This is a genomic window from Leptospira soteropolitanensis (genome assembly GCF_026151655.1).
GTDB classification, from domain to species: Bacteria; Spirochaetota; Leptospiria; order Leptospirales; family Leptospiraceae; genus Leptospira_A; species Leptospira_A soteropolitanensis.
In genome coordinates this window covers 392,114-411,526 of the sequence record NZ_JAMQPN010000002.1, presented here as the reverse complement: position 1 = coordinate 411,526, position 19,413 = coordinate 392,114, and the positions used below count along the sequence as shown (strand labels likewise).

Annotated in this window: 20 protein-coding genes and 1 tRNA gene; 12 read left to right on the top strand and 9 right to left on the bottom strand. The window is 40.0% G+C overall.

The window, feature by feature from the left end:
* The first annotated feature begins 112 nt into the window (after window positions 1–112).
* The gene (locus ND811_RS06660) at window positions 113–736 is read left to right on the top strand and encodes a TetR/AcrR family transcriptional regulator (protein WP_265351312.1); all 624 of its coding nucleotides are present in this window, start codon (window positions 113–115) and stop codon (window positions 734–736) included.
* A gap of 305 nt (window positions 737–1,041) precedes the next feature.
* The gene (locus ND811_RS06655; RefSeq protein WP_265351311.1) at window positions 1,042–1,332 is read left to right on the top strand and encodes a hypothetical protein; all 291 of its coding nucleotides are present in this window, start codon (window positions 1,042–1,044) and stop codon (window positions 1,330–1,332) included.
* Between the two features lie 168 nt (window positions 1,333–1,500).
* Here the strand turns inward: ND811_RS06655 and ND811_RS06650 are convergent, their stop codons facing one another.
* On the bottom strand, window positions 1,501–2,331 hold the full coding sequence (locus ND811_RS06650; RefSeq protein ID WP_265351310.1) for an SDR family NAD(P)-dependent oxidoreductase: 831 nt from the start codon (window positions 2,329–2,331) through the stop codon (window positions 1,501–1,503).
* Window positions 2,328–3,758, bottom strand: a complete 1,431-nt coding sequence (locus tag ND811_RS06645; protein WP_265351309.1) for a flavin-containing monooxygenase — start codon at window positions 3,756–3,758, stop codon at window positions 2,328–2,330. Before ND811_RS06645 ends, ND811_RS06650 begins: the two co-directional genes overlap by 4 nt.
* 86 nt (window positions 3,759–3,844) lie before the next feature.
* Between ND811_RS06645 and ND811_RS06640 the strand changes: the two genes are divergently transcribed.
* Window positions 3,845–4,534, top strand: coding sequence for a TetR/AcrR family transcriptional regulator (locus ND811_RS06640; protein WP_265351308.1), 690 nt, complete (start codon window positions 3,845–3,847; stop codon window positions 4,532–4,534).
* 102 nt (window positions 4,535–4,636) lie between these two features.
* The gene (locus ND811_RS06635; protein WP_265351307.1) at window positions 4,637–5,491 is read left to right on the top strand and encodes an ankyrin repeat domain-containing protein; all 855 of its coding nucleotides are present in this window, start codon (window positions 4,637–4,639) and stop codon (window positions 5,489–5,491) included.
* A gap of 102 nt (window positions 5,492–5,593) precedes the next feature.
* Here ND811_RS06635 and ND811_RS06630 read toward each other — a convergent pair whose 3' ends face one another.
* The gene (locus ND811_RS06630; RefSeq protein WP_265351611.1) at window positions 5,594–6,268 is read right to left on the bottom strand and encodes a CDP-alcohol phosphatidyltransferase family protein; all 675 of its coding nucleotides are present in this window, start codon (window positions 6,266–6,268) and stop codon (window positions 5,594–5,596) included.
* 103 nt (window positions 6,269–6,371) lie between these two features.
* Here ND811_RS06630 and ND811_RS06625 point away from each other — a divergent pair.
* A tRNA-Asp gene (locus ND811_RS06625) sits at window positions 6,372–6,448 on the top strand.
* A gap of 14 nt (window positions 6,449–6,462) precedes the next feature.
* Here the strand turns inward: ND811_RS06625 and fliG are convergent.
* Window positions 6,463–7,482 (bottom strand): flagellar motor switch protein FliG, encoded by a 1,020-nt coding sequence (fliG, locus tag ND811_RS06620; RefSeq protein ID WP_135630968.1) that lies wholly within the window; start codon window positions 7,480–7,482, stop codon window positions 6,463–6,465.
* A 129-nt stretch (window positions 7,483–7,611) separates the two neighbouring features.
* On the opposite strand from fliG, the gene ND811_RS06615 reads away from it, so the two are divergent.
* Window positions 7,612–7,821 carry a hypothetical protein gene (locus ND811_RS06615; RefSeq protein ID WP_004788926.1) on the top strand — a complete coding sequence of 70 codons (210 nt, stop codon included), beginning with the start codon at window positions 7,612–7,614 and terminating at the stop codon, window positions 7,819–7,821.
* A 23-nt stretch (window positions 7,822–7,844) separates the two neighbouring features.
* Here the strand turns inward: ND811_RS06615 and ND811_RS06610 are convergent, their stop codons facing one another.
* From ND811_RS06610 to pdhA, 3 genes are read right to left on the bottom strand one after another with little or no spacing between them, the layout of a single operon-like run.
* Window positions 7,845–9,197 (bottom strand): pyruvate dehydrogenase complex dihydrolipoamide acetyltransferase, encoded by a 1,353-nt coding sequence (locus ND811_RS06610; RefSeq protein ID WP_265351306.1) that lies wholly within the window; start codon window positions 9,195–9,197, stop codon window positions 7,845–7,847.
* A gap of 11 nt (window positions 9,198–9,208) precedes the next feature.
* On the bottom strand, window positions 9,209–10,183 hold the full coding sequence (locus ND811_RS06605) for a pyruvate dehydrogenase complex E1 component subunit beta (protein ID WP_265351305.1): 975 nt from the start codon (window positions 10,181–10,183) through the stop codon (window positions 9,209–9,211).
* A complete protein-coding gene (gene pdhA / locus ND811_RS06600) occupies window positions 10,184–11,170 on the bottom strand; it encodes a pyruvate dehydrogenase (acetyl-transferring) E1 component subunit alpha (protein ID WP_265351304.1) in 987 nt (328 codons plus the stop codon).
* 105 nt (window positions 11,171–11,275) lie between these two features.
* Here pdhA and ND811_RS06595 point away from each other — a divergent pair, with 105 nt between their 5' ends.
* The gene (locus ND811_RS06595) at window positions 11,276–12,559 is read left to right on the top strand and encodes a hypothetical protein (RefSeq protein ID WP_265351303.1); all 1,284 of its coding nucleotides are present in this window, start codon (window positions 11,276–11,278) and stop codon (window positions 12,557–12,559) included.
* Window positions 12,560–12,708: 149 nt separating this feature from the next.
* On the opposite strand, the gene ND811_RS06590 is transcribed toward ND811_RS06595, so the two are convergent.
* Together ND811_RS06590 and fbp are read right to left on the bottom strand one after the other, a co-directional pair.
* Window positions 12,709–12,957 carry a hypothetical protein gene (locus ND811_RS06590; protein ID WP_015681059.1) on the bottom strand — a complete coding sequence of 83 codons (249 nt, stop codon included), beginning with the start codon at window positions 12,955–12,957 and terminating at the stop codon, window positions 12,709–12,711.
* An 89-nt stretch (window positions 12,958–13,046) separates the two neighbouring features.
* Window positions 13,047–14,081 (bottom strand): class 1 fructose-bisphosphatase, encoded by a 1,035-nt coding sequence (gene fbp / locus ND811_RS06585; RefSeq protein WP_265351302.1) that lies wholly within the window; start codon window positions 14,079–14,081, stop codon window positions 13,047–13,049.
* 105 nt (window positions 14,082–14,186) lie between these two features.
* On the opposite strand from fbp, the gene ND811_RS06580 reads away from it, so the two are divergent.
* From ND811_RS06580 to rpoD, 5 genes are all read left to right on the top strand, one after another.
* A complete protein-coding gene (locus ND811_RS06580) occupies window positions 14,187–15,011 on the top strand; it encodes a hypothetical protein (protein ID WP_265351301.1) in 825 nt (274 codons plus the stop codon).
* 87 nt (window positions 15,012–15,098) lie between these two features.
* On the top strand, window positions 15,099–15,317 hold the full coding sequence (rpsU, locus tag ND811_RS06575) for a 30S ribosomal protein S21 (protein WP_002973784.1): 219 nt from the start codon (window positions 15,099–15,101) through the stop codon (window positions 15,315–15,317).
* A 19-nt stretch (window positions 15,318–15,336) separates the two neighbouring features.
* The gene (locus ND811_RS06570; protein ID WP_265351300.1) at window positions 15,337–15,792 is read left to right on the top strand and encodes a GatB/YqeY domain-containing protein; all 456 of its coding nucleotides are present in this window, start codon (window positions 15,337–15,339) and stop codon (window positions 15,790–15,792) included.
* A gap of 12 nt (window positions 15,793–15,804) precedes the next feature.
* A complete protein-coding gene (gene dnaG, locus ND811_RS06565) occupies window positions 15,805–17,616 on the top strand; it encodes a DNA primase (RefSeq protein ID WP_265351299.1) in 1,812 nt (603 codons plus the stop codon).
* Window positions 17,617–17,632: 16 nt separating this feature from the next.
* A complete protein-coding gene (gene rpoD, locus ND811_RS06560; protein WP_135744157.1) occupies window positions 17,633–19,405 on the top strand; it encodes an RNA polymerase sigma factor RpoD in 1,773 nt (590 codons plus the stop codon).
* Window positions 19,406–19,413: the final 8 nt, after the last annotated feature.

Genomic DNA, 19,413 nt, shown 5'->3' with positions numbered 1-19,413 from the left:
CCGACATCTGTCGATTATAATTTTTGCAATTAGGGCATATGTCGAATCTTTTTTCAATATTTGAACAATTTTAACTTGAAATTGGATAAAAACTCGGCATTTGTCGGTAGGAATGCGAAAACAAGCAAAAACTCACGTGGAGAAGACGGATGACCTGGGACGGCCTGCGATCCTTGTCCAAGCTTTGCGAGAGCTTTTGCGAACTGAATCACCGGAGTCCATTACCTATGCAAAGGTTTGCGAGAGGGCAGGGATTCCACGCGCATCTGCGTATCATTTTTTTCCTAATTTGGGAGCACTCTATCTTGGACTCCGTTTGGTACATTCGGAACTTGTCCAAGAACGGCTTACCAAAGTGGATACTACAGTCTTTGGCTCTTGGCAGGAATATGTGCATTGTCTGGCAAAAGAAGCTGCGGCAGTGGTCCGAGAAGACCCTGCTTTGGTTCGAGTTGTTTATGGAGTTCGCAATGAAGAAACCATGTACATTGGAAAGGCTTTGGATGAGAAAATCGCTACCCTCGCTTTGTCTCAAGTGGCAGAACGATTTGTTCTTCCTGATTGGCCGGAGGCAGCGCGAAAGGTTGGGATTGCTGTTTCGATCATCGATTCCGTCTTTCGATTTTCCTTTCGTGAAGGAGGTGAGATTACAGAAGAAATGGTGAGGGAAGCTGGCAGGGCCGCAGTCGCCTATTTACGATCTTACTTACCTGAATATCTAAAAGACCGGAAGTAAATTCAAAACGGCCAGGCAAAACAGCCCATTTCCAAAAAGAAATCCTTCGTATGCAATTTCAGACAAACACTTGAGTCAAAGTTGGTGGTCCAACTCGTATCTTAAGGGTTAGGTGAATTTCTTTCCGCAACTTTATGGGTGATGCGATTGAAATTTTACAAACATTCTTACTAAAAAAGAATCATTTTTAAATAAATTACTTTTGAGTGATTCTTCATCATAAAAATGAATTTACTTTTAATAATCCAAGCTTTGTTATCGTTCCCAGAAGGAAGATTTTATACTATCTTCATAAGGTTACATGTATGGAAGAAAACGAAACAATAGAAATTCCACAGATTCAAGAAGAACCTGCTCCGGAAGTAGTAGTTGTGGTTAAAAAAGCAGCTCCTAAGAAGAAAAAGGCCGCAAAAAAGAAAGCAGCAAAGAAAAAAGCTAAGAAACCGGCAAAAAAGAAAAAGGCAGCTAAGAAAAAGCCTGCAAAGAAGAAGAAAGCTGCGAAGAAAAAAGTAAAAAAATCAGTTTCTAAAAAGAGACCGGCTAAGAAAAAAAGAGCTGCTAAGAAAAAAGTAGCAAGAAAGAAAAAAAGACGTTAATTACATAAGATTGGGATAATAGAGCCGCCAAATCGTTTGGTTTGGTTTTGGAACTATTATCCCATTCATTTACTTATTTTCGCCAATCTTATTTAACGTACCATTCACCAACATTTCCTGACAAATGACTATTTCTAAGTATTTTTGCTATCTGGAATAAGCAAATCATCAGTTGATTATTTGATTGATCCCTTTTGACTTTAACCACTTTTGTTTCTGAATTTCTCCATACCATTTGAGAACAGGAGATAATTTCCCCATAAGCCAAGGGAAAATGGCTACAAGTCTTGAAACGAGCCCATCAGAATAGGGTACATAGATCTCCAAAGTTCCCTTTTTTATTCCTTTAAGAACTGCTTTTGCAACAGCATCAGGAGGTTGCACTGCATTGATCCAATTGAGAACGGTTCCACCGTTCAATGCTTCATGTAAAAGCATAGGTGTGTCTACAGCAGCAGGATAAACTCCAGAAACTTTTATATTGGAATTTTTTAGTTCTTCATACAGTGCCGTTAAAAAACCTCTTAGGCCAAATTTGCCTGCAGAATAGATAGAGGAATCGGCCAAAGCGACGATACCACCGATTGACACCACCGATACAATTGACCCTCTGCCTTGTTCTAGCATGAGTGGCAAAATTCCATGAATGATTTGAATCGGGCTTAACAAGTTGATCCACATTTGCCTATTTACATCCTTCAATGATTGGTTTGTAAATGGCCCTTCTTTTGTATACCCAGCATTGTTAATCAATACATCAAGCTGTGGACAGTCTCTTTGGATATTTTGTACTAAATTTTGGATATCATCAGGATTTGTTTGGTCACAGATATAAAACTTTGGATTTCCTTTCAAAAGCCCTTTGATTCTTCTCATTTTCTCTAAATTAATATCAGAAAGAAGCAGTTGGTATCCTTCCTTTTCTAATCTAAGGGCAATTGCTTCCGCGATGGCACCGCCCCCTCCCGTGATCAGAGCGTATTTATGATTTGACTTCACTTTGATTCGCCTCTTGAGGTAATTGAATCTGGTTTGATATCCAATGGATTTGTTAATTTTAAGGAATTAAATTGACCGGGTTTGAGTTCTTTCCATCCCATTTTTTTTTGAATTTTTGCTCTGTAATTTTTATATGCGACTTGGTTCACATAAACGGAATGTCTGCCAGTATTTAAATAGTGAATGTTTCCGTTTAACTTAGGCGCATCAGATTTTATATATTTGGAAAATCGAACGGCTGATGGCATCGATTTCCGCTTTGAATCAATGTAAGATGCAATTAAGTTTGCCATTTCATCAAACATTTTGTAGGCACCCCCATCTGTTTCCATATATCCTAGAGCATACAAATTTTCGTAATTTCGGTTAAACAAAGTTAGGTATAAGTCTGGCCTTCCATTTTTCCATTCAAAGTATTTTAATTCCATGTAGGGGATCGACCAGTTGTAACCCGTGGCAAGGATGATCAAATCGATTTTTTCTTTTGAGCCATCTTTAAATAAAACATAATCACCTTCCAATTTTTGAATATCGGGTTTTGCAATTACGTCACCGTGTCTCAGATTGTGTAGGAGTTGGTCATTGATGATGGGATGGGTTTCGAAAATTTTATGATCAGGGGCAGGTAAACCAAGTTTTGTTAAATCACCAACAATCAGTTTCAACAATTTTCCAAATACCCATTGTGATATCCAATTTGGTATCCAATGAGCACCATCTCCAAACACATCTGCAGGTTGCCCGAATATATGTTTCGGAATGAAATGGTATCCTCTTCTAACACTAATATATGCTTGGTTGGCATTTGCACCGGCGTCACAAGCGATATCGCAACCGGAGTTTCCAGCACCAACGATTAAAACATTTTTCCCCTTAAATAAATTTGGAGATTTATAGTTTACACTATGTAGAATTTCTCCCGAAAAACTATCAGCTCCCTCTAAGGTTGGCTTACTAGGTGACCAAGTGATACCACTTGCGCAAATAATGGCACCGAATATGTAAATTTCATTCGAGTCTGTCTCTACAAGCCACAACTCGTTATGTTTTTCAATGTTTTTGATAGTGGTATTGAATTGAATATTAGGATAGAGGTTAAAAGTTTTGGCAAAGTCTCGATGGTAGTTCAAAATTTGTCTATTGGACGGATAGTCCGGATATTCTTTAGGCATTGGAAAGTCAAAATAACTGGATAAATACTTTGAAGAGATAAAGTGTGCACTTTCATACATTGGTGAACCTGGATTTTGTATATCCCAAATACCGCCAACATCGTTATGTTTTTCAAATACTAGGAATGGAATTCCTTTAGATAACAACGATCTTGCCATTGCAAGGCCAGCTGGACCTGCACCTACAATACATATTGTATCAGACTTATCGATCCAATTTGAAGAATCGGATTTACCATGATTTTTACTTTCCATACATACCTTCCATAAAATGATCAATGCTCATTTTATGGTGAGCATTGATCATAATTTAGAATTGGTCAAGTTCAAATTGGGTGATCATGGAAAAAAAGAAGTGCAAATTAAGGGATGAGAATTCTTCTTTTCGTATGGGTCTAGAGTTGAAAATCCCAGTCCAAAGCAGAAGTCGCGATAGAGTAGAACTCATTCTGAAAACGGCAAAAAAATTGATTGGTGAACATGGAATTGATGCGGTAAGTATGAGGGAAATTGCAAATACTGCAGGAATACAAATTGGATCCTTGTACCAATATTTCCCAGGGAAAAGTGCATTGTTATTAACAATCATGAATCAATATTATGATTCCTTGTATGACGAAACTAAAAGAATTTTAGAACCTGTTCGAACCATCGAAGAATTAGAATTCGCTGCAGAAAAAGCATTCAAACAATTTATTTCTATTTTTCAAAAGGATCCGGCGCTTGCCAATCTTTGGGCTGGGGCCAGGGCAATCCCAGAATTAGTAACCGAAGACAATCGTGATACCTTTAGAAGTGCCGATCTCATTGTCAAAACTACGGTTCGTTGTTTGCCAAATCTTAAAGAAACTGAAGTTCGACCATTTGCTCTCTACTTTAGTCATACGATCGGAATGATACTTAGGTTTGTGCAAGAAATTGATGCAGAAAATGGTAAATCTGTCTTAAAAGAAGCTTTGGAAATTTTAAAATTAAAACTGAAAGAATTTGAAAAATTATCAAAGTTAAAATCGAAAAAGAAAAATTCTTAATCGGATTTAAGATTTTAATTGTATACAATTGGTTCAAATTTTTTTGTTAGGTTTTTGAAAATTTAATTCTTGTTTAATTGTTTTTTGTTATATGATGTAACAATGAAAAAACTCATTCCTCTATTCCTATTATGGGCTCTCGTATCTTGTTCCAGTTTGCCCTACACCATTGAAGATCGTAAATTCGACAAAGCCAAACAAATGATCGAAGGAGGAGCTGATGTAAACCATAGTTCCGACTGTTTTCACCCTCTTACCATTGCTGCAATGGAAGGTGATGAAGGTCTTGTGAAACTACTTCTGGATAAAGGTGCCAAAGTAGACAATCGATCCAAAGAATGTGATTACACTGACCGGATTGGACCGTTCCGAATGAAATTTCGTTGGGGTGCAAGGACAGCTCTTGACCGAGTGGCCAATGCTAAAATTGCAAAATTACTTTTGGCAAAAGGAGCTAATCCCAATATCGCAGGATATCGCGAATATACTTTTGCACCAGACTTTGATGTGGCTTTATGGAATGCAGTACGTATCGCCGATTTAGAATTGGTAAAGGTACTTGTTGAAGCTGGGGCCAATGTAAACGTTTATAATCATTCTGGAAAAAATGCCATTTGGGAAATGGCCGAGGCTAGAAAATCTCAAAAAAAAACAGAATTTCTTTCTTACCTACAATCCAAAGGTATGAAAAAACTCGAAATTACTGATGCAAAAGCAAAAACAACTGATGGTAAAATACTCACTAAATACAAACACATTGCCACAGGAGCGATAACAGAAATGCCGTCTGATATTGCAAAGGGTGTATATGAGAATCCAAAAAATTATTCAGCGCTAACGATAAACGCAGCAGATGGTGCTTACTACCATTATGCGGAATTTGTTTGGGAAGAAACTGGTCAAAATTTGTATGAGTGGTATTTACTTCGCAGAAAGAGAACGGGAACTTTGAAATAAATAGGCTACTAACAAACTATTAACAATTTTGATTTCTACTTTTTGTTTTTCTGTTTTTAACTTTGAATGTTTTAACAATGGAAATCTTAAGTAGAAATCAAATTAGATTTTTTGGTATTTTTTTGCCTGTTTTTTATTTTCGGGATCTAACTCTATAGCCTCTGGATGAAAAACGATATTCCAATACCGAACCATATAAGCCACAACACCTGCACTTAGTACAAAAAGTAAAACATACGCCGAGATCACAGGATGGAGTAAAAAAGAATAAGGAGCACCAAACTGTAAAAAGTATGGCAATGACATATACCAAATTACCGAAACGGCCACAATCCCCACACCAAATTTTCCCCACCAGTTAGGCCGGCCTTGTAAACCTCGTTTTAAATACAAATACCCACCAAGCCATACTCCGAGGATCTCTCTGATAAAATATACAATGAGAATCCAACTGGGAAAATCAAAATGAATGGTCACCACAAAGAGTCCACCGAGGGTTACGAGTTTATCACAAACAGGATCAAGGTATCTTCCAAGAGTTGTTTCTTGGTTAAGGAGACGAGCAAAGAGTCCATCGAGGTAATCACTGATAACAGCAGCAAGTGCATAAAAGATTGATGCAGAGAAAGCACGTAAGTTAGCCGGATCATGTGCATAAGCATATGTGCTTTGGAAAAAAAAGGGGAGTAACAATACCCTAAACACAGATAAAAAATTGGATAGGGTAAAAATTCGATCCTGGAAAAGGTCTTTGGCTTTTTTTTCTTCGATTTGCATAGAACCAGTACCAGATTCTAAAAATTCTAACGAAAGGCAAGAAAACAAATGAAAACAGTGTTGACTCTCGGAGTCGATTCTATAGTTTGGTTTTTATTCCGATGGAGTTGTAGCTCAGTTGGTTAGAGTGCCTGCCTGTCACGCAGGATGTCGCGGGTTCGAGCCCCGTCAACTCCGCCATCGGTTTTTCCCCTTTACTCAATATACTCTTCTTTTTCTTTCTTAAACAAAATCTGATTCTCTTCTTCTAATACTCTTGCCACTTGCACAATTTTACTTCTGGCTTCGTTTATTTCTCGTAAGGTGACTCGCGGTTTCATATCCAAAGCATCTAAAATATCTTCTGACCTATTTTGGCTCATATTGTTTAAGAATTTTTTCCTGATTTCATCTCCTGCACCACGGATGGCAAGTGAGATGGCTGTATCATCAGCCAAACGATTGATGAGGATTCGCATTTCTTTGTTATCAAGAGAAAGGATGTCTTCAAAGGTATAGAGTTTTTCACGGACTTGGTCGGCAACATCTGGAGAAGATTCTTCTAGTTCCGAAAGAATGGTTTCTTCAGCACCTTTTTCCATAAAGTTCAAAATGTTTGCAAGAACGTGGGCACCACCCGCTTCCGAATATTCTTGTTTGTCTCTTTCTTCGTATCGTTTCTTTAAAATTCGCGCAATGTTTTGGATCACATCAGGATGGGTTTTGGATGTGGTGGCAAGTCTTACGGCAATTTTTGCTTGTTCTGGTTTGGGAAAGAGTTTCAAAACATCGGCGGCCTTTTTGGGATCTAGATGGGAGAGGGTGACCGCAATGATCTGGGGAGATTCCGTTCCAAGCATCCCTTGCAAAACACCCGGTTCTACTTGGTTTAGAAATTCAAAATCGTTTTTGGTTTCTTCTTTGTGGATTTTCTTTAGGATCACATTGGCTTTTTCTGTTCCGACAGTTTGTTCCAAAAGAGATTTGGCGGTGGAGAGGCCACCGGATGTGGTTTCGTTCAAATCTTCAATGGTATTATGAAATTCTTTTAAGATGACTTCTCTTTCTTCTTTGGAAATGGACCTAATTTTTGACATTTCCAGAATCACTGCTTCGAGCATGGAGTCGTCGAGATGTTTCAGAACATCGGCAGCTCTTTCTTTGCCAAGGGATAAAAGGAGGAGGGCGGCTTTCCTTACGCCAGGAGTGGCGGATGTACTGTTCTCAGGCTTCATGTGACATAATTCTCCCGGTTTCCTGTTACTGTCAAAAAAAACTTACGTAATGAGACAAAATTTTCTAAAGGTCTCATAAATTCGTACGATACCCTTTGTAAGTTACAAAGATAAGGGAAACAAAACCAGATGGACAAAGCACACAAATTCAAAAGCACACTCGAAAGATACATCCACTACCGAGGAATCGATATCGTTCTTCACTTGAAAGACGGACAAAGCATTGAACTCGATAAAAATCGCCAAATGATGGACGATGTAGTGATCGGGAATTTAGCGAGTGGTGTGGTTCGCATTCCCGTCGCTGACATCCAAAGTGCCGATTTTTTCGCTGCTTAAAACAAACCTCGCCATCTAAAGATTCAAATCACAGCCGCCAAAAGGTTTGGCTGTTCTAGAAGGCTCTTTAGAGTTCTTAAGAATTCGGCCCCGACGGCACCATCGATCACTCGGTGGTCGCAAGAAAGGGTCAGAGATAAAACCCGGCCAGCTACCACAGCCCCGTTTTCCACAACCGGTTTGTCTTCCACTGATCCGACCGCAAGGATTCCACTTTCTGGTTCGTTGATGATGGCTGTGAACCGACTGATCCCATACATTCCTAAATTGGAAATGGTAAAGGTTCCATTGGAAAATTCTTCGGGTTTCAGTTTTCGTTCGCGGGCACGTTTGGCTAGTTCCTTCACCTCACGAGAAATTTCTAAGATGGATTTCCCATCTGCATTACGGATAACGGGCGTTAATAGTCCTCCATCCAAAGAAACGGCAATCCCTACATCCACTCGACCAAATTGTAAAATAGAATCTCCTTGGAAACTCGCATTGACTTTGGGATGAAGCTTTAGGGCAGCGGCAGTGGCTTTCACTATGATATCGTTTAGGCTCACCTTCACTTGTAATTCTTCATCCAAATGTTTTTGAAATTCCGAAAGTTCTAAACGAAAGGATTCCATTGCTTTTGCATTCACATCCACATTCAAATAGAAGTGGGGGAGATTTTGTTTGGATTCGGTCAAACGTTTGGCAATGGTTTTGCGCATTCCGTTTAGGGTGACCACTTCATCGGCACGGGTTATCGTTTTACTGGCGAAGTGACTAACACCTGAGCCTTTGTTTAAAGTATCCAAAACATCTTTTTTCGTGATCCTTCCCTCAGGTCCCGTTCCTATCACAGTGTGTAAATCGATTCCTTGTTCGATGGCAATGGATTTGGCAAGGGGAGAGGCAAGGACTCGAAGTCCACCTCGGTTTGTCAAATTTACCCCAGTAACCCCAGTGACTCCGACTAACCCGGTAACCGAGTTCATCGAGGTTTTTGTTTCCGTTGGCTGGCCTGCTGTGGCAGTGGGTTCCGAAACGGATGGTTTTGTAGTTTGGGTTTCGGCTTTATTTGCCTGTGGTGTATCCACTTTGGTTTGGCTTGGTGCAGATGCATTTTTTTGTGGAATTCCTGCGAGGAGAGTTGATACGTCTTCCCCTGGTTTTCCAATCACAGCAAGAGCTTGTCCTACTTTTAGTTTGGCGCCTTCGGTATGAAGGATTTTCAAAATCACTCCCGTTTCAAAGGCTTCCATTTCCATCACAGCTTTGTCTGTTTCTACTTCAGCAATGATGTCACCGGGAGAGACGGAATCTCCTTCTTTTTTCAACCATTTCACAATCGTTCCTTCTTCCATAGTAGGAGAAAGTTGGGTCATTTCTTGAATTTTTGCCATTGGCAGTTCTCCTACTGTAATATTTCTCGGATGGTATCGGCAACTCTAGTTGCGTTCGGCAAACTCATACGTTCTAAGTTGGCAGCGTAAGACATGGGTACATCCATTTGTGTGACTCGTTCCACTGGATGGTCAAGGTAAGCAAATGCATTTTTTTGGATGAGGTATGCAATCTGGGCTCCAAATCCGGCCACTGGCCATCCTTCTTCCACAACAACCGCTCGGTTTGTTTTTTTTACGGATTCATAGATGAGATTTTCGTCTAACGGGCGCAAACTTCTGAGGTCTACAATTTCCACAGAGATACCTTCCTTTTCAAGGATGAGTGCTGCTTCTTCGGCAAACCCAAGTGCTCTGGACCAAGTCACAAGAGTGATGTCTGTACCTTTTCTTTTGATTTCTCCAAGTCCTAAAGGAATGGTGTATTCTTGTTCTGGAACTTCCCCTTTAGATCCGTATAACACTTCTGATTCGATAAAAATCGTTGGGTTATTGTCTCTGATAGATGATTTGAGTAGACCGTAGGCATCTTTCGGTGTGGCAGGACAAACGACTTTAAGTCCAGGACAATGTGCATACCAAGACTCGAAGGCTTGGGAATGTTGGGCACCGAGTCTTCCCCCAGCTCCACCGGCACCACGAAAGACAATCGGCATAGGAAATTGGCCCCCACTCATATAATTCATTTTGGCTGCTGAGTTGATGATTTGGTCAATGGCAACAAGGGAAAAGTTCCAAGTCATAAATTCAATGATAGGACGAAGGCCCACCATCGCAGAACCCACACCGATCCCGGCAAATCCATTTTCGGAAATAGGTGTGTCGATCACTCTTTCTTCCCCAAATTTTTCGAGCATGCCTTGGGAAACTTTATAAGCTCCTTGGTAATGGCCAACTTCTTCTCCCATCAGGTAAATCAATGGATCTTTTTCCATTTCTTCTACCATCGCTCGGTTTAATGCTTCTCTATACGTTAGGATGGCCATTTATTTATCCTCCGCATACACATACTTGTGTAATTGGGAAAGGGGAGGTTCTGGTGAGGTTTCTGCATACTCGTAGGCTTCATCAATTTGGGATTGGATTTCTAAATCCATTTTATCTAATTCTTCTGTCCCGATTCCACCTAACTCTAGTTCGTGTCTTGCACGCATGAGGGGGTCTTTCTTTTTATAAGCATCCAATTCTTCTTTGGTTCTGTATTTTGCCGGATCGGACATGGAATGGCCTCGGAACCGGTATGTGGAAACTTCGATAAGAGTGGGTCCTTCCCCACGCCTTGCTCGTTCTACAGCCACTTGGACATGGTCACGAACTTTTCTTACTTCATCCCCTTCAATATGATCCCTTGCCATATCATAAGCATAAGCTCTCACGGAAACATCTTTGACTGCAAGAGCGCGGTATTCGGGGGTTCCCATCGCATAATGGTTGTTCTCGCAAATAAAAACTACGGGAAGTTTCCAAATGGCAGCAAGGTTTAAACCTTCATGAAAGGAACCAATATTGGCAGCACCTTCTCCAAAAAAACAAATGGTGACAGAGTCTTCTTTTTTAAATTTGGAAGCAAAGGCGATACCTGCGGCAAGAGAGATATGGCCTCCCACAATTCCATGCCCACCCATAAAGTGCGCGTTACGATCGAAAAAGTGCATCGAACCGCCGTTACCTTTTGAAATGCCGGTTCCTTTTCCAAATAACTCTGCCATCAAAGGTTTTGGACTTAGTCCTCTGGCCAAAGCATGACCGTGGTCTCTATAAGTGGAAACTATATAGTCTTTAGGAGTGAGGGCAGCAATAGAACCAACTCCCACTGCTTCTTGACCGATGTACAAATGTAAAAACCCACCAATCTTTCCTACACTATAGGCCTTGGCTGCGGCTTCCTCAAACTTTCGTATAAGTACCATTTGTCTGTAGAACTCTTTCAACTCGCTCACTGATTGTGAGTCTTTTGGGATAGAAGAAACCAAAGAGAACCTCCAAAACGACTAAAAAACTACACTATTTAGACGCAGAAGGAAAGCAAAAATCTTGCTCTCAGAAGGATCATAAAAGACAGTTTCCTAAGGACCTTTATGAAAATTACGAATGCGGGAATCGAATTCTTAGAATTCAATGAATTTAAAAATTTTGCTGTTGATTATGATTTGTTAGGTTCTGTATCTCTCAGTGAACCCGTTGTTGATAAAAATGGTAGTATCCTCATCAAAGAAAAAGTTGCCATCAAGGAAAATATTTTAAAGAAACTGGAAGGTATGGAGGGAAACTACATTCCTTCCTTTAAGTTAGCAATGTCCAAAGATTTGATGAGAATGCTTCGGATGGTTCTTTCCAAAGCTATCTTAAGTCGAATAGAAGACAGATCTAACGAATTCATCTATCATTTATATGAACAAAATGCGGAGAGAATGGCAAGTCTCAAAGGAATCATCCAAAACTCCTTTTATTCGAAATCTCTGGCATTATCTTTTTTTCGTATTTTATTAAGTCACAAAGAGTTTTTTAATCATCTTGCCGATTTTGGTCTTTTAAGTTTAGGATCGGTCATTCAAAAACAATATGGTTTTAAAATGGTCAACCGGTTTAGTTTCCTTGCCGGTCTCTGTGCCGATATCTCTGTATCCAAAGAGGGTTTATACAAACAAAGTTTTTTTGGTTCATCATTAACCTCTGCAGTGAATCTTTCTTTGGAGATAGCAAGAAAACTAAACTTACCAGAGGAAGTGATTAGTGCGATTAACAATCATGGCTCGATTGGATTTGAAATTCCAGGTGTCGTTGCTGCTACGGTGAATGTCGAAGATCTTCGAAAACACCAATTGAACCTAGATCTCCTAGCTGGCAGCGGTATGGAAGATGATGCGAGTGATGATGAAGAAGAGGCCGGTGAATATGCAGATGATACAGCCGCAGTTACCTTGGATGCATTGAAAATTGCCCGTTATATTATGGAGAATTTGAAAGTTTCTACAGAGAAAGAACATGTATCAGAAAAACTCCTTGTGATGTTTACTTACAATGCAGAGAAGGGACTTTTCCGAAAAGATCTAGCCGATCCAATGACAAGCAGGTTCAAAGAATTTGACCAAGCCATCAAACGAATCCGCACCATTGCAGAAATTGAAAATAAATGTAAGTTCCAAACTTCTGCCTGGGCCTATCCTAAACCAAAAGCGGCACAAATTCTTTGCCGTGATAAAAATTACCAATGCCCTTGGATCGTAAATGGTTGGGATTTACGAATTATCTCTCCCCAAGATCCTTTTGGTCATATTGGAACTTCGTTAGATATTGGAACCTATCCAAAATGTGCCTTAGAGGAAGAACTTCATGCCAAAATTAAATACACAGAAAGTTAGAGAGGAACGATTCGTATTTTTTGGTTAGATGCTTTGGTGGAGGCTTTTAATGGAAGTTTTAAAGAAGAATTCGATTTTAATTCCTTTTCCTAGAATACAAGAAAACCAACCGAAACTTCGGTTGGTTTTCTTGTAACAGAAAAAGATGATTAGAAACCAGCTGGTTTTTTAATGTCTTTTGTTGCGTCTTTGATCGCGCCTGTTGCTGCTTTTTTAGCTTCTGCTTCTGCCGTTTTTACTGCTGCATCTACTTTTTTCTCTACTTCTGTAGTTACTTTTTTCGCTGCATCTTCAACAGATTCGATTTTTTCTTCAACAACTGGCTCTTCTTTTTTGCAGAAAGCAAGTCCAGAAGCCATAGTCACACCAAGAATTAAAACGAGTAGTTTTTTATTCATTGAAAGTTTTCTCCTAAAATCTTTTAATTCTGCCAAAACTAATAGATTGAGATTTCCATTGAAAGAAATTTCTTAATTTGTTTCGAAAATTATGACTTAGGAACAAATGTAAGAAATTCTTCTACTTCCTTTTTGCTACCAATAATGAGCGTTGTTCTTTCATGAAGTTCCTTCGGGGTTAGGTCGAGGATTCTTTCTCCCTTCACTGTTACCGCCATTCCGCCTGCTTGTTCTGCAATAAATGCCATAGGGGCTGCTTCATACAATAACCTTAGCTTTCCATTGGGGTATTTGGAGGATTTGGTATCGTTCGGATAGAGGAAAATTCCCCCTTTCAGAAGGTTTCTATGGAAATCGGCAACAAGTGATCCTATATAACGAGCTGTTTTTGGTTTTTTTCCACCTTCGATGGATTTGATCTTTTGTAAGTAGGCTTGTACTTCTGGAGACCAATACGAGGCATTTCCTTCATTGGCAGAATAAATATCTCCCGACTCAGGCATTTGCATATTGGGATGAGAGAGTAAAAATTCGCCAACACTCGGGTCTAAGGTAAAACCAGAAACACCTGTTCCCGTGGAAAGTACAAGCATCGTAGAAGATCCGTAAATGATATAACCTGCGCAGCGTTGCAAGTGGCCTTTTTGTAAGAGGTCGCGTTCGTCCCCGGCTTCTTTGGAGTTTGGTTCTAGTCTTTGGTGGATGGAGAAAATCGTTCCGATGGATACGTTGGTGTCGATGTTGGAGGAACCGTCTAAGGGATCGATTGCCATCGTGTACTTCCCGATATTGTATCCACCAGGAATCGGAATGATATGTTCATGTTCTTCGCTGGCAAGGACACAAAGGTGGCCACAAATCTTTAGGGACTGGTTAAAGGCATTGTCTGCATATTGGTCCAGTTTCATTTGTGTTTCACCCTGGACATTGGTATCATCCGTGGCACCGAGAATATCATCCAAAAGTCCGGCTTTTCTGACTTCGCGGCCTACAATTTTGGCTGCATAAACGAGATGGCTGAGGAGAGCTGTAAATTCTCCAGAAGCATGAGGGATTTTGAGTTGCTCTTCTAGAATGAATTGCGAAAGAGAGATGAGTTTTTTTTGTTTCGGTGTTGCGTTCACAGGTTCCCCGAGTCGTTTTTACTCCATTTTGGGGGCATAACGCCAGGGGCAATCCTTTCTCCTTTTGATTGAGCTTTGCTTTACCGATACTAAAACCAGATTCCGATGATAGATCCAACACAAGTAAATCCATCTCCTTCCATGCAAATGACCGATTACCATTCCCGAAGGCTTGGCATCAGTTTTGCCAGTGTCGGTGCTCATTTAGGTTGGATTTATCTTTCCACTGAAATTGTTTATGAATTTGGCAGGACAGAGAAAGAAGAATGGTTACGAAACCTTGTTTCTTCCCAATATTCCGAACTAGTCAGCCATTTAGAACCAATGGATCCAAAATCTTTGGGAACTTTTACAGAAAAGGGAAAAAATTTTAAAATTAACCTGATGCGTCTACCCGAAGGCGAGATTCCAGTTTTTGTACTGGTGGTTCAGGAAATGGAACCAGAACTTTCCAAACGCAATTGGGAAGATCTTTCCAATCAGGTTCTTACTTTCTGTGCCACAGGAATTTCATTGCGGGAAAAGAACATTCTCGATTTCCAAACCATTACTGATCCTATTCGAAAAAAAATGGACCGGGCTTTGTCTGGTGATACGCATTCGGGAGTCATCGCTTTTTTCCACCTCCAAGACCTTTCTCCTTTTTTTAAACCACTAGGTGTGGTCAAAAGCAGGGAAATCCTCCGGGAGGTGACTGCCACTCTGCACAAAGAAACTAAAGAAAATGAATTCAATTTTCAATTGAACCCAAGATCTTATTTCTTATTTTGTCCGGGTGAGACCTTGGATGGGGCAAATCATAGGTTTGGATCTCTTTACTTTCCCTCCAAACATTTGATTTTGGACTACAAATTGAAGATTTTTCCCATCGATCGGGAGATTTTAGCCGATGATTCGCGCTTTTCTTCTATTTTCATCGAAAATTTCTGATTTGTTTTTCGGCTGAATTGACAAATCAGGGCGGTTTCCGATACCGTCAAAACTAGACCATTTTTACAAAAGGACAGTTGTTTGTCTATGACCCCACAAGTAGGGATTTATTTAAAAGAAGGGGAATCCATTGAAGCGGCGCTTCGTAGGTTCAAAAGAGATTGTGCAAATGCTGGCATTATGAGCGAAATCAAACGTAGAGAATACTTTGAAAAGCCTAGCGTTGTGAAAAAGAAAGCTGTGGAAGCAGCAAAACGCAAACGAGACAAAAAGAAAAGACTATTCGCTAAAAAAGATAAACTTTAATCTTTAAGTCGGTTTTCCAATGACCCTGCAAGAGACGATCAATACCGATCTAAAGACGGCGTTAAAGGCCAAGGATGAAACAGTCCTCGGCACTTTGCGTCTCTTGAAAGCGGAAATTCAATATGAATTAACCAAAACCGGTGCTTCCGAACTTTCAGATACTGCTGTGATGCAGATCTTAAAGTCCAATTTCAAACGTAGAAAGGATACGGCTGTCGAATATGACAAAGCCAATCGTCCCGATCTATCGAGTAAAGAAATTCAGGAAGCCGAGGTCATCTCTCGTTATATTCCAAAAGAAGTGTCCGAAGAAGAAATCTCAATCGCAGTCAACGAAGCCATTGTAGAATTAAATGTTAGCGGCGCTCAGGATATGGGAAAGGTGATGGGTAAAGTAATGGCAAAATTTAAAGGACAAAATATAGACGGCTCCAAGGTATCCTCTCTCGTTAAACAAGCACTTACCGCCCGTTAATACTGTTATACTGTGAATCCTTACCAAAGTTTTAAAGAAAGAGTTCGCAGAGAAGTCTCCATTGATTCCTACATCAACCGATTTGTACCTTTACGTCGTATGGGAAGAAACCTCGTTGGAATTTGCCCCTTTCATAATGAAAAAACACCATCATTTAATGTAAATGCCGAAGGTGGATTTTACCACTGTTTTGGTTGTAAGGCCTCGGGAGATTTGTTTCGGTTTGTGATGGACTACCAAAAGGTAGACTTTCTCAAATCACTCGAAATCCTTTCTGATTATTCCGGCATTCCTCTTGTCGAAAGGACCAAAGAGGAAGAAGAATCTGAGCGAAAAAAAGAAGCACTTTACCAAGTTTCCCAAAAAGCTTTGGAATACTTTCAAAGAAATTTAAATACCAGTGCCGGAGAAGTGGCTTTAAAATATTTGGAATCTCGCGGGCTGTACACAGAAGATTTAAAAGTTTTTAAAATTGGATTTGGTCTTCCTGGGTTTGGAAATTTACGGACTGAGCTTTTTAAAACAGAAGCCGAAGTGAAACTTGGGGAGCAGTTGGGGCTTCTCAAAAGACAGGACCAAAACAAAGATCCTTATGATTTTTTTCGAAGTAGGATTATGTTTCCGGTGATTGATACTCGCGGGCGAGTGATTGCTTTCTCTGGACGGATTTTGGGTGAATCGGAAGAAGCCAAATACATCAATAGTCCGAACTCTCTGATCTACGACAAAAGCCGTACTTTTTACAATTTGAATTTAGCCCAGGACAGCATTCGAAAAACAAGAGAAGCCGTCATCGTAGAAGGTGTGTTTGATGCCATTGGACTTTTTCGTAAAGGAATTGAGTTTGTAGTCGCACCCCTTGGAACGGGTTTTACCGAAGGTCATGTTAGGATCTTAAAAAACATGGCGGACAAAGTGTATTTAATGATGGATTCTGATAAAGCAGGAACTAAAGGAGCTTTTCGTGCGGTGAATCTCCTTTCGAAAGAAGGGGTCGTGGTGAAGGTCTGTCATATTCCAGAAGGAAAGGATCCTTTTGATTATTCCCTTCATCACAACAAACAAGAAATTCGAGATTTATTAGAATCGGCAGCCCCTGCGTCCCAATTTATGATTCGTGAGATCCTAGGTGGTGCAGGCCCTTCCTCCTTGGCGGAGGAAAAACAAGCAGGTATCAAAAAACTCTTCGAATTCCTAAAACCCCTGGAAAAAGAAACAGACAAACAGGTCTACTTAGAAGAGGGAGCACGCCAACTCGGACTTTCTTTTTCTTCACTTTTTCAGGATTTTAGAGGTAAGCCGGGTGTAACTTCGACCCCCTCTGTGGTCGATACTAAAAAAGAACGAACTCTTGCCAAGCAGGGGAAACCTTCCCCCATTTTGGTTTGCGAACGTAAGATGATCGCAATGCTCATTCAGAATATGGAACTATTTAGTTTTGCTGATGATTTGTTGTCACTAGAGTTTCGAGATGAGGTATCCGCTTTTCTTTGGGACTATTTATATACGAAATATTTGCAGAATGAGAACCTAACAGCTGCAGAAATTCTTTCGAGGGAAGAAATTCCATCGGAATACCTGGGAATGATTGCCGAACATTTTACGGCCGATGATTCGACAAGCCCAGGAACGTTTAAAGGGATGTTTCTTTACCATGCGGATTTGTTGGATGACGCAAGGATGGAAGAACTTGTCAAAGAGATGGCCAAACCTGATTTAACGATTGAAGAAAAGAACAATCTTTTGTCAGAACTTTCACTCCTTAAAAGTGAAAAAAATAAGAGATCCGTGTATCTCCGAACGATCCAAACGTTAGAAGTATAAAAAGGATATGGGTAGAATGGAAAATCTAGCAAGCCTACCAGAAGTACAAAAGATCATCTCGATCGGAAAAGCAAATCGAGAGGTATCTTATGATGAAATCAATGAAATACTTCCGGATAAAATATTAAATTCCGAAAAGATTGATGATGTCTTTACTTTGTTACACGAGATGGGGATTGAAATCGTAGAAGAATATTCTAAAAAATCCTTGGAAGAATCAAGTTCCCTAACAACTACCAAAGAAGAAACTACGAAAGAAACAAAAGAGAAACCGGCACGTAAAAAAAGAGAGTCCAATGTTTCCTCTAGTTCTGAAGATCCTATTCGCCTTTATTTAAAAGAAATTGGTAAAGTATCTCTTATCTCTGGAGAAACAGAGGTGTTTCTCGCCAAACGGATTGAGAAGGGAGAAAAAATCATTGAAGAAACCATACTTAGTTCTTCGATACTACGCCAAAACTTTGCAAAACTCATTCCCAAAATTAAATCCAAAAAAATCAAAGTTTATGACTTGGTGAAAGTGGATAAAATGTACGCACTCAACCAGGAGCAAGCGGACAAATTAGAAAAAGTATTTTTTGAAAACATGGAACTCATCCAACAGGATGAAAAAGTACTCAACGAATCCACAAACCGCATTCGTAAGTACTCAGAAAATTCTAAGAAGTTCAAAGAACTAAAAGAAAAAATCGATTTATCTACTGGCAAAATTGATGAAGCCATTCGAAAAATTGGAGTTTCTCAAAAAGAAATCCAAAAGATCTCACAAAAGATCAAATCAATGGTTTTCCGAGTTAAGGAAATCGAAAAACATTTCCTAAAAATCAAAGCCAAATACGGACATGATGTTCGTGAAATCAAAGCCCTTAACCGTTTCATCGAAAAAAATGAAAACCTAGATGAAATCGAAAAAATGATGGGTTGTGATATTGATGAAGTTAGAGAAGTCATCAAAGACATTCGCAATAACGAGAGAAAACTCCGTCGTATGGAACAGGAAGCAGGTTCGCCTGTTGGGGAAATCAAAGACTGGGGTGAAAAAATCATCAAAGGCGAAAGGGAAATTGCACAAGCCAAAAGAGAATTAGTGCGAGCAAACCTTCGTTTGGTGGTCTCCATTGCGAAACGTTATGCGAACCGTGGTATGCATTTCTTTGATCTCATCCAAGAAGGAAACATCGGTCTTATTCGCGCCGTAGATAAGTTCGAATACAAAAAAGGTTATAAATTTTCTACGTATGCCACTTGGTGGATTCGTCAAGCCATCACACGTGCCATTTCTGACCAAGCTCGTACAATTCGTGTTCCGGTACACATGATTGAACAAGTCAACAAAGTGATTCGCGAAACAAGACTATTTGTCCAAGAGTTTGGTCGTGATCCATCTAATGATGAAATTGCAGAAAGACTTGGTTGGCCGGTGCAAAAAGTAAAAGCGGTGAAAAACGTAGCAAGGGAGCCAATCTCTCTTGAGATTCCCGTTGGTTCGGAAGAAGACTCGGAACTTGGAGATTTTATCGAAGACAAGGAAGTGATTTCCCCGTTAAACTCAGCGGCGTCTTCTATCCTTTCGGAACAAATCCGTCAAGTTTTACAAACGCTTCCTGCGCGGGAACAAAAGGTCATTCGTATGCGATTTGGATTGGATGACGGATATGCGCAAACCTTAGAAGAAGTAGGTTATCAGTTTAAGGTGACTCGAGAGCGGATTCGTCAGATCGAGGCAAAAGCTCTTCGTAGGCTCCGTCACCCTAGCCGGTCCAAAAAACTCAAAGACTATATCGATTGAGTGAATTT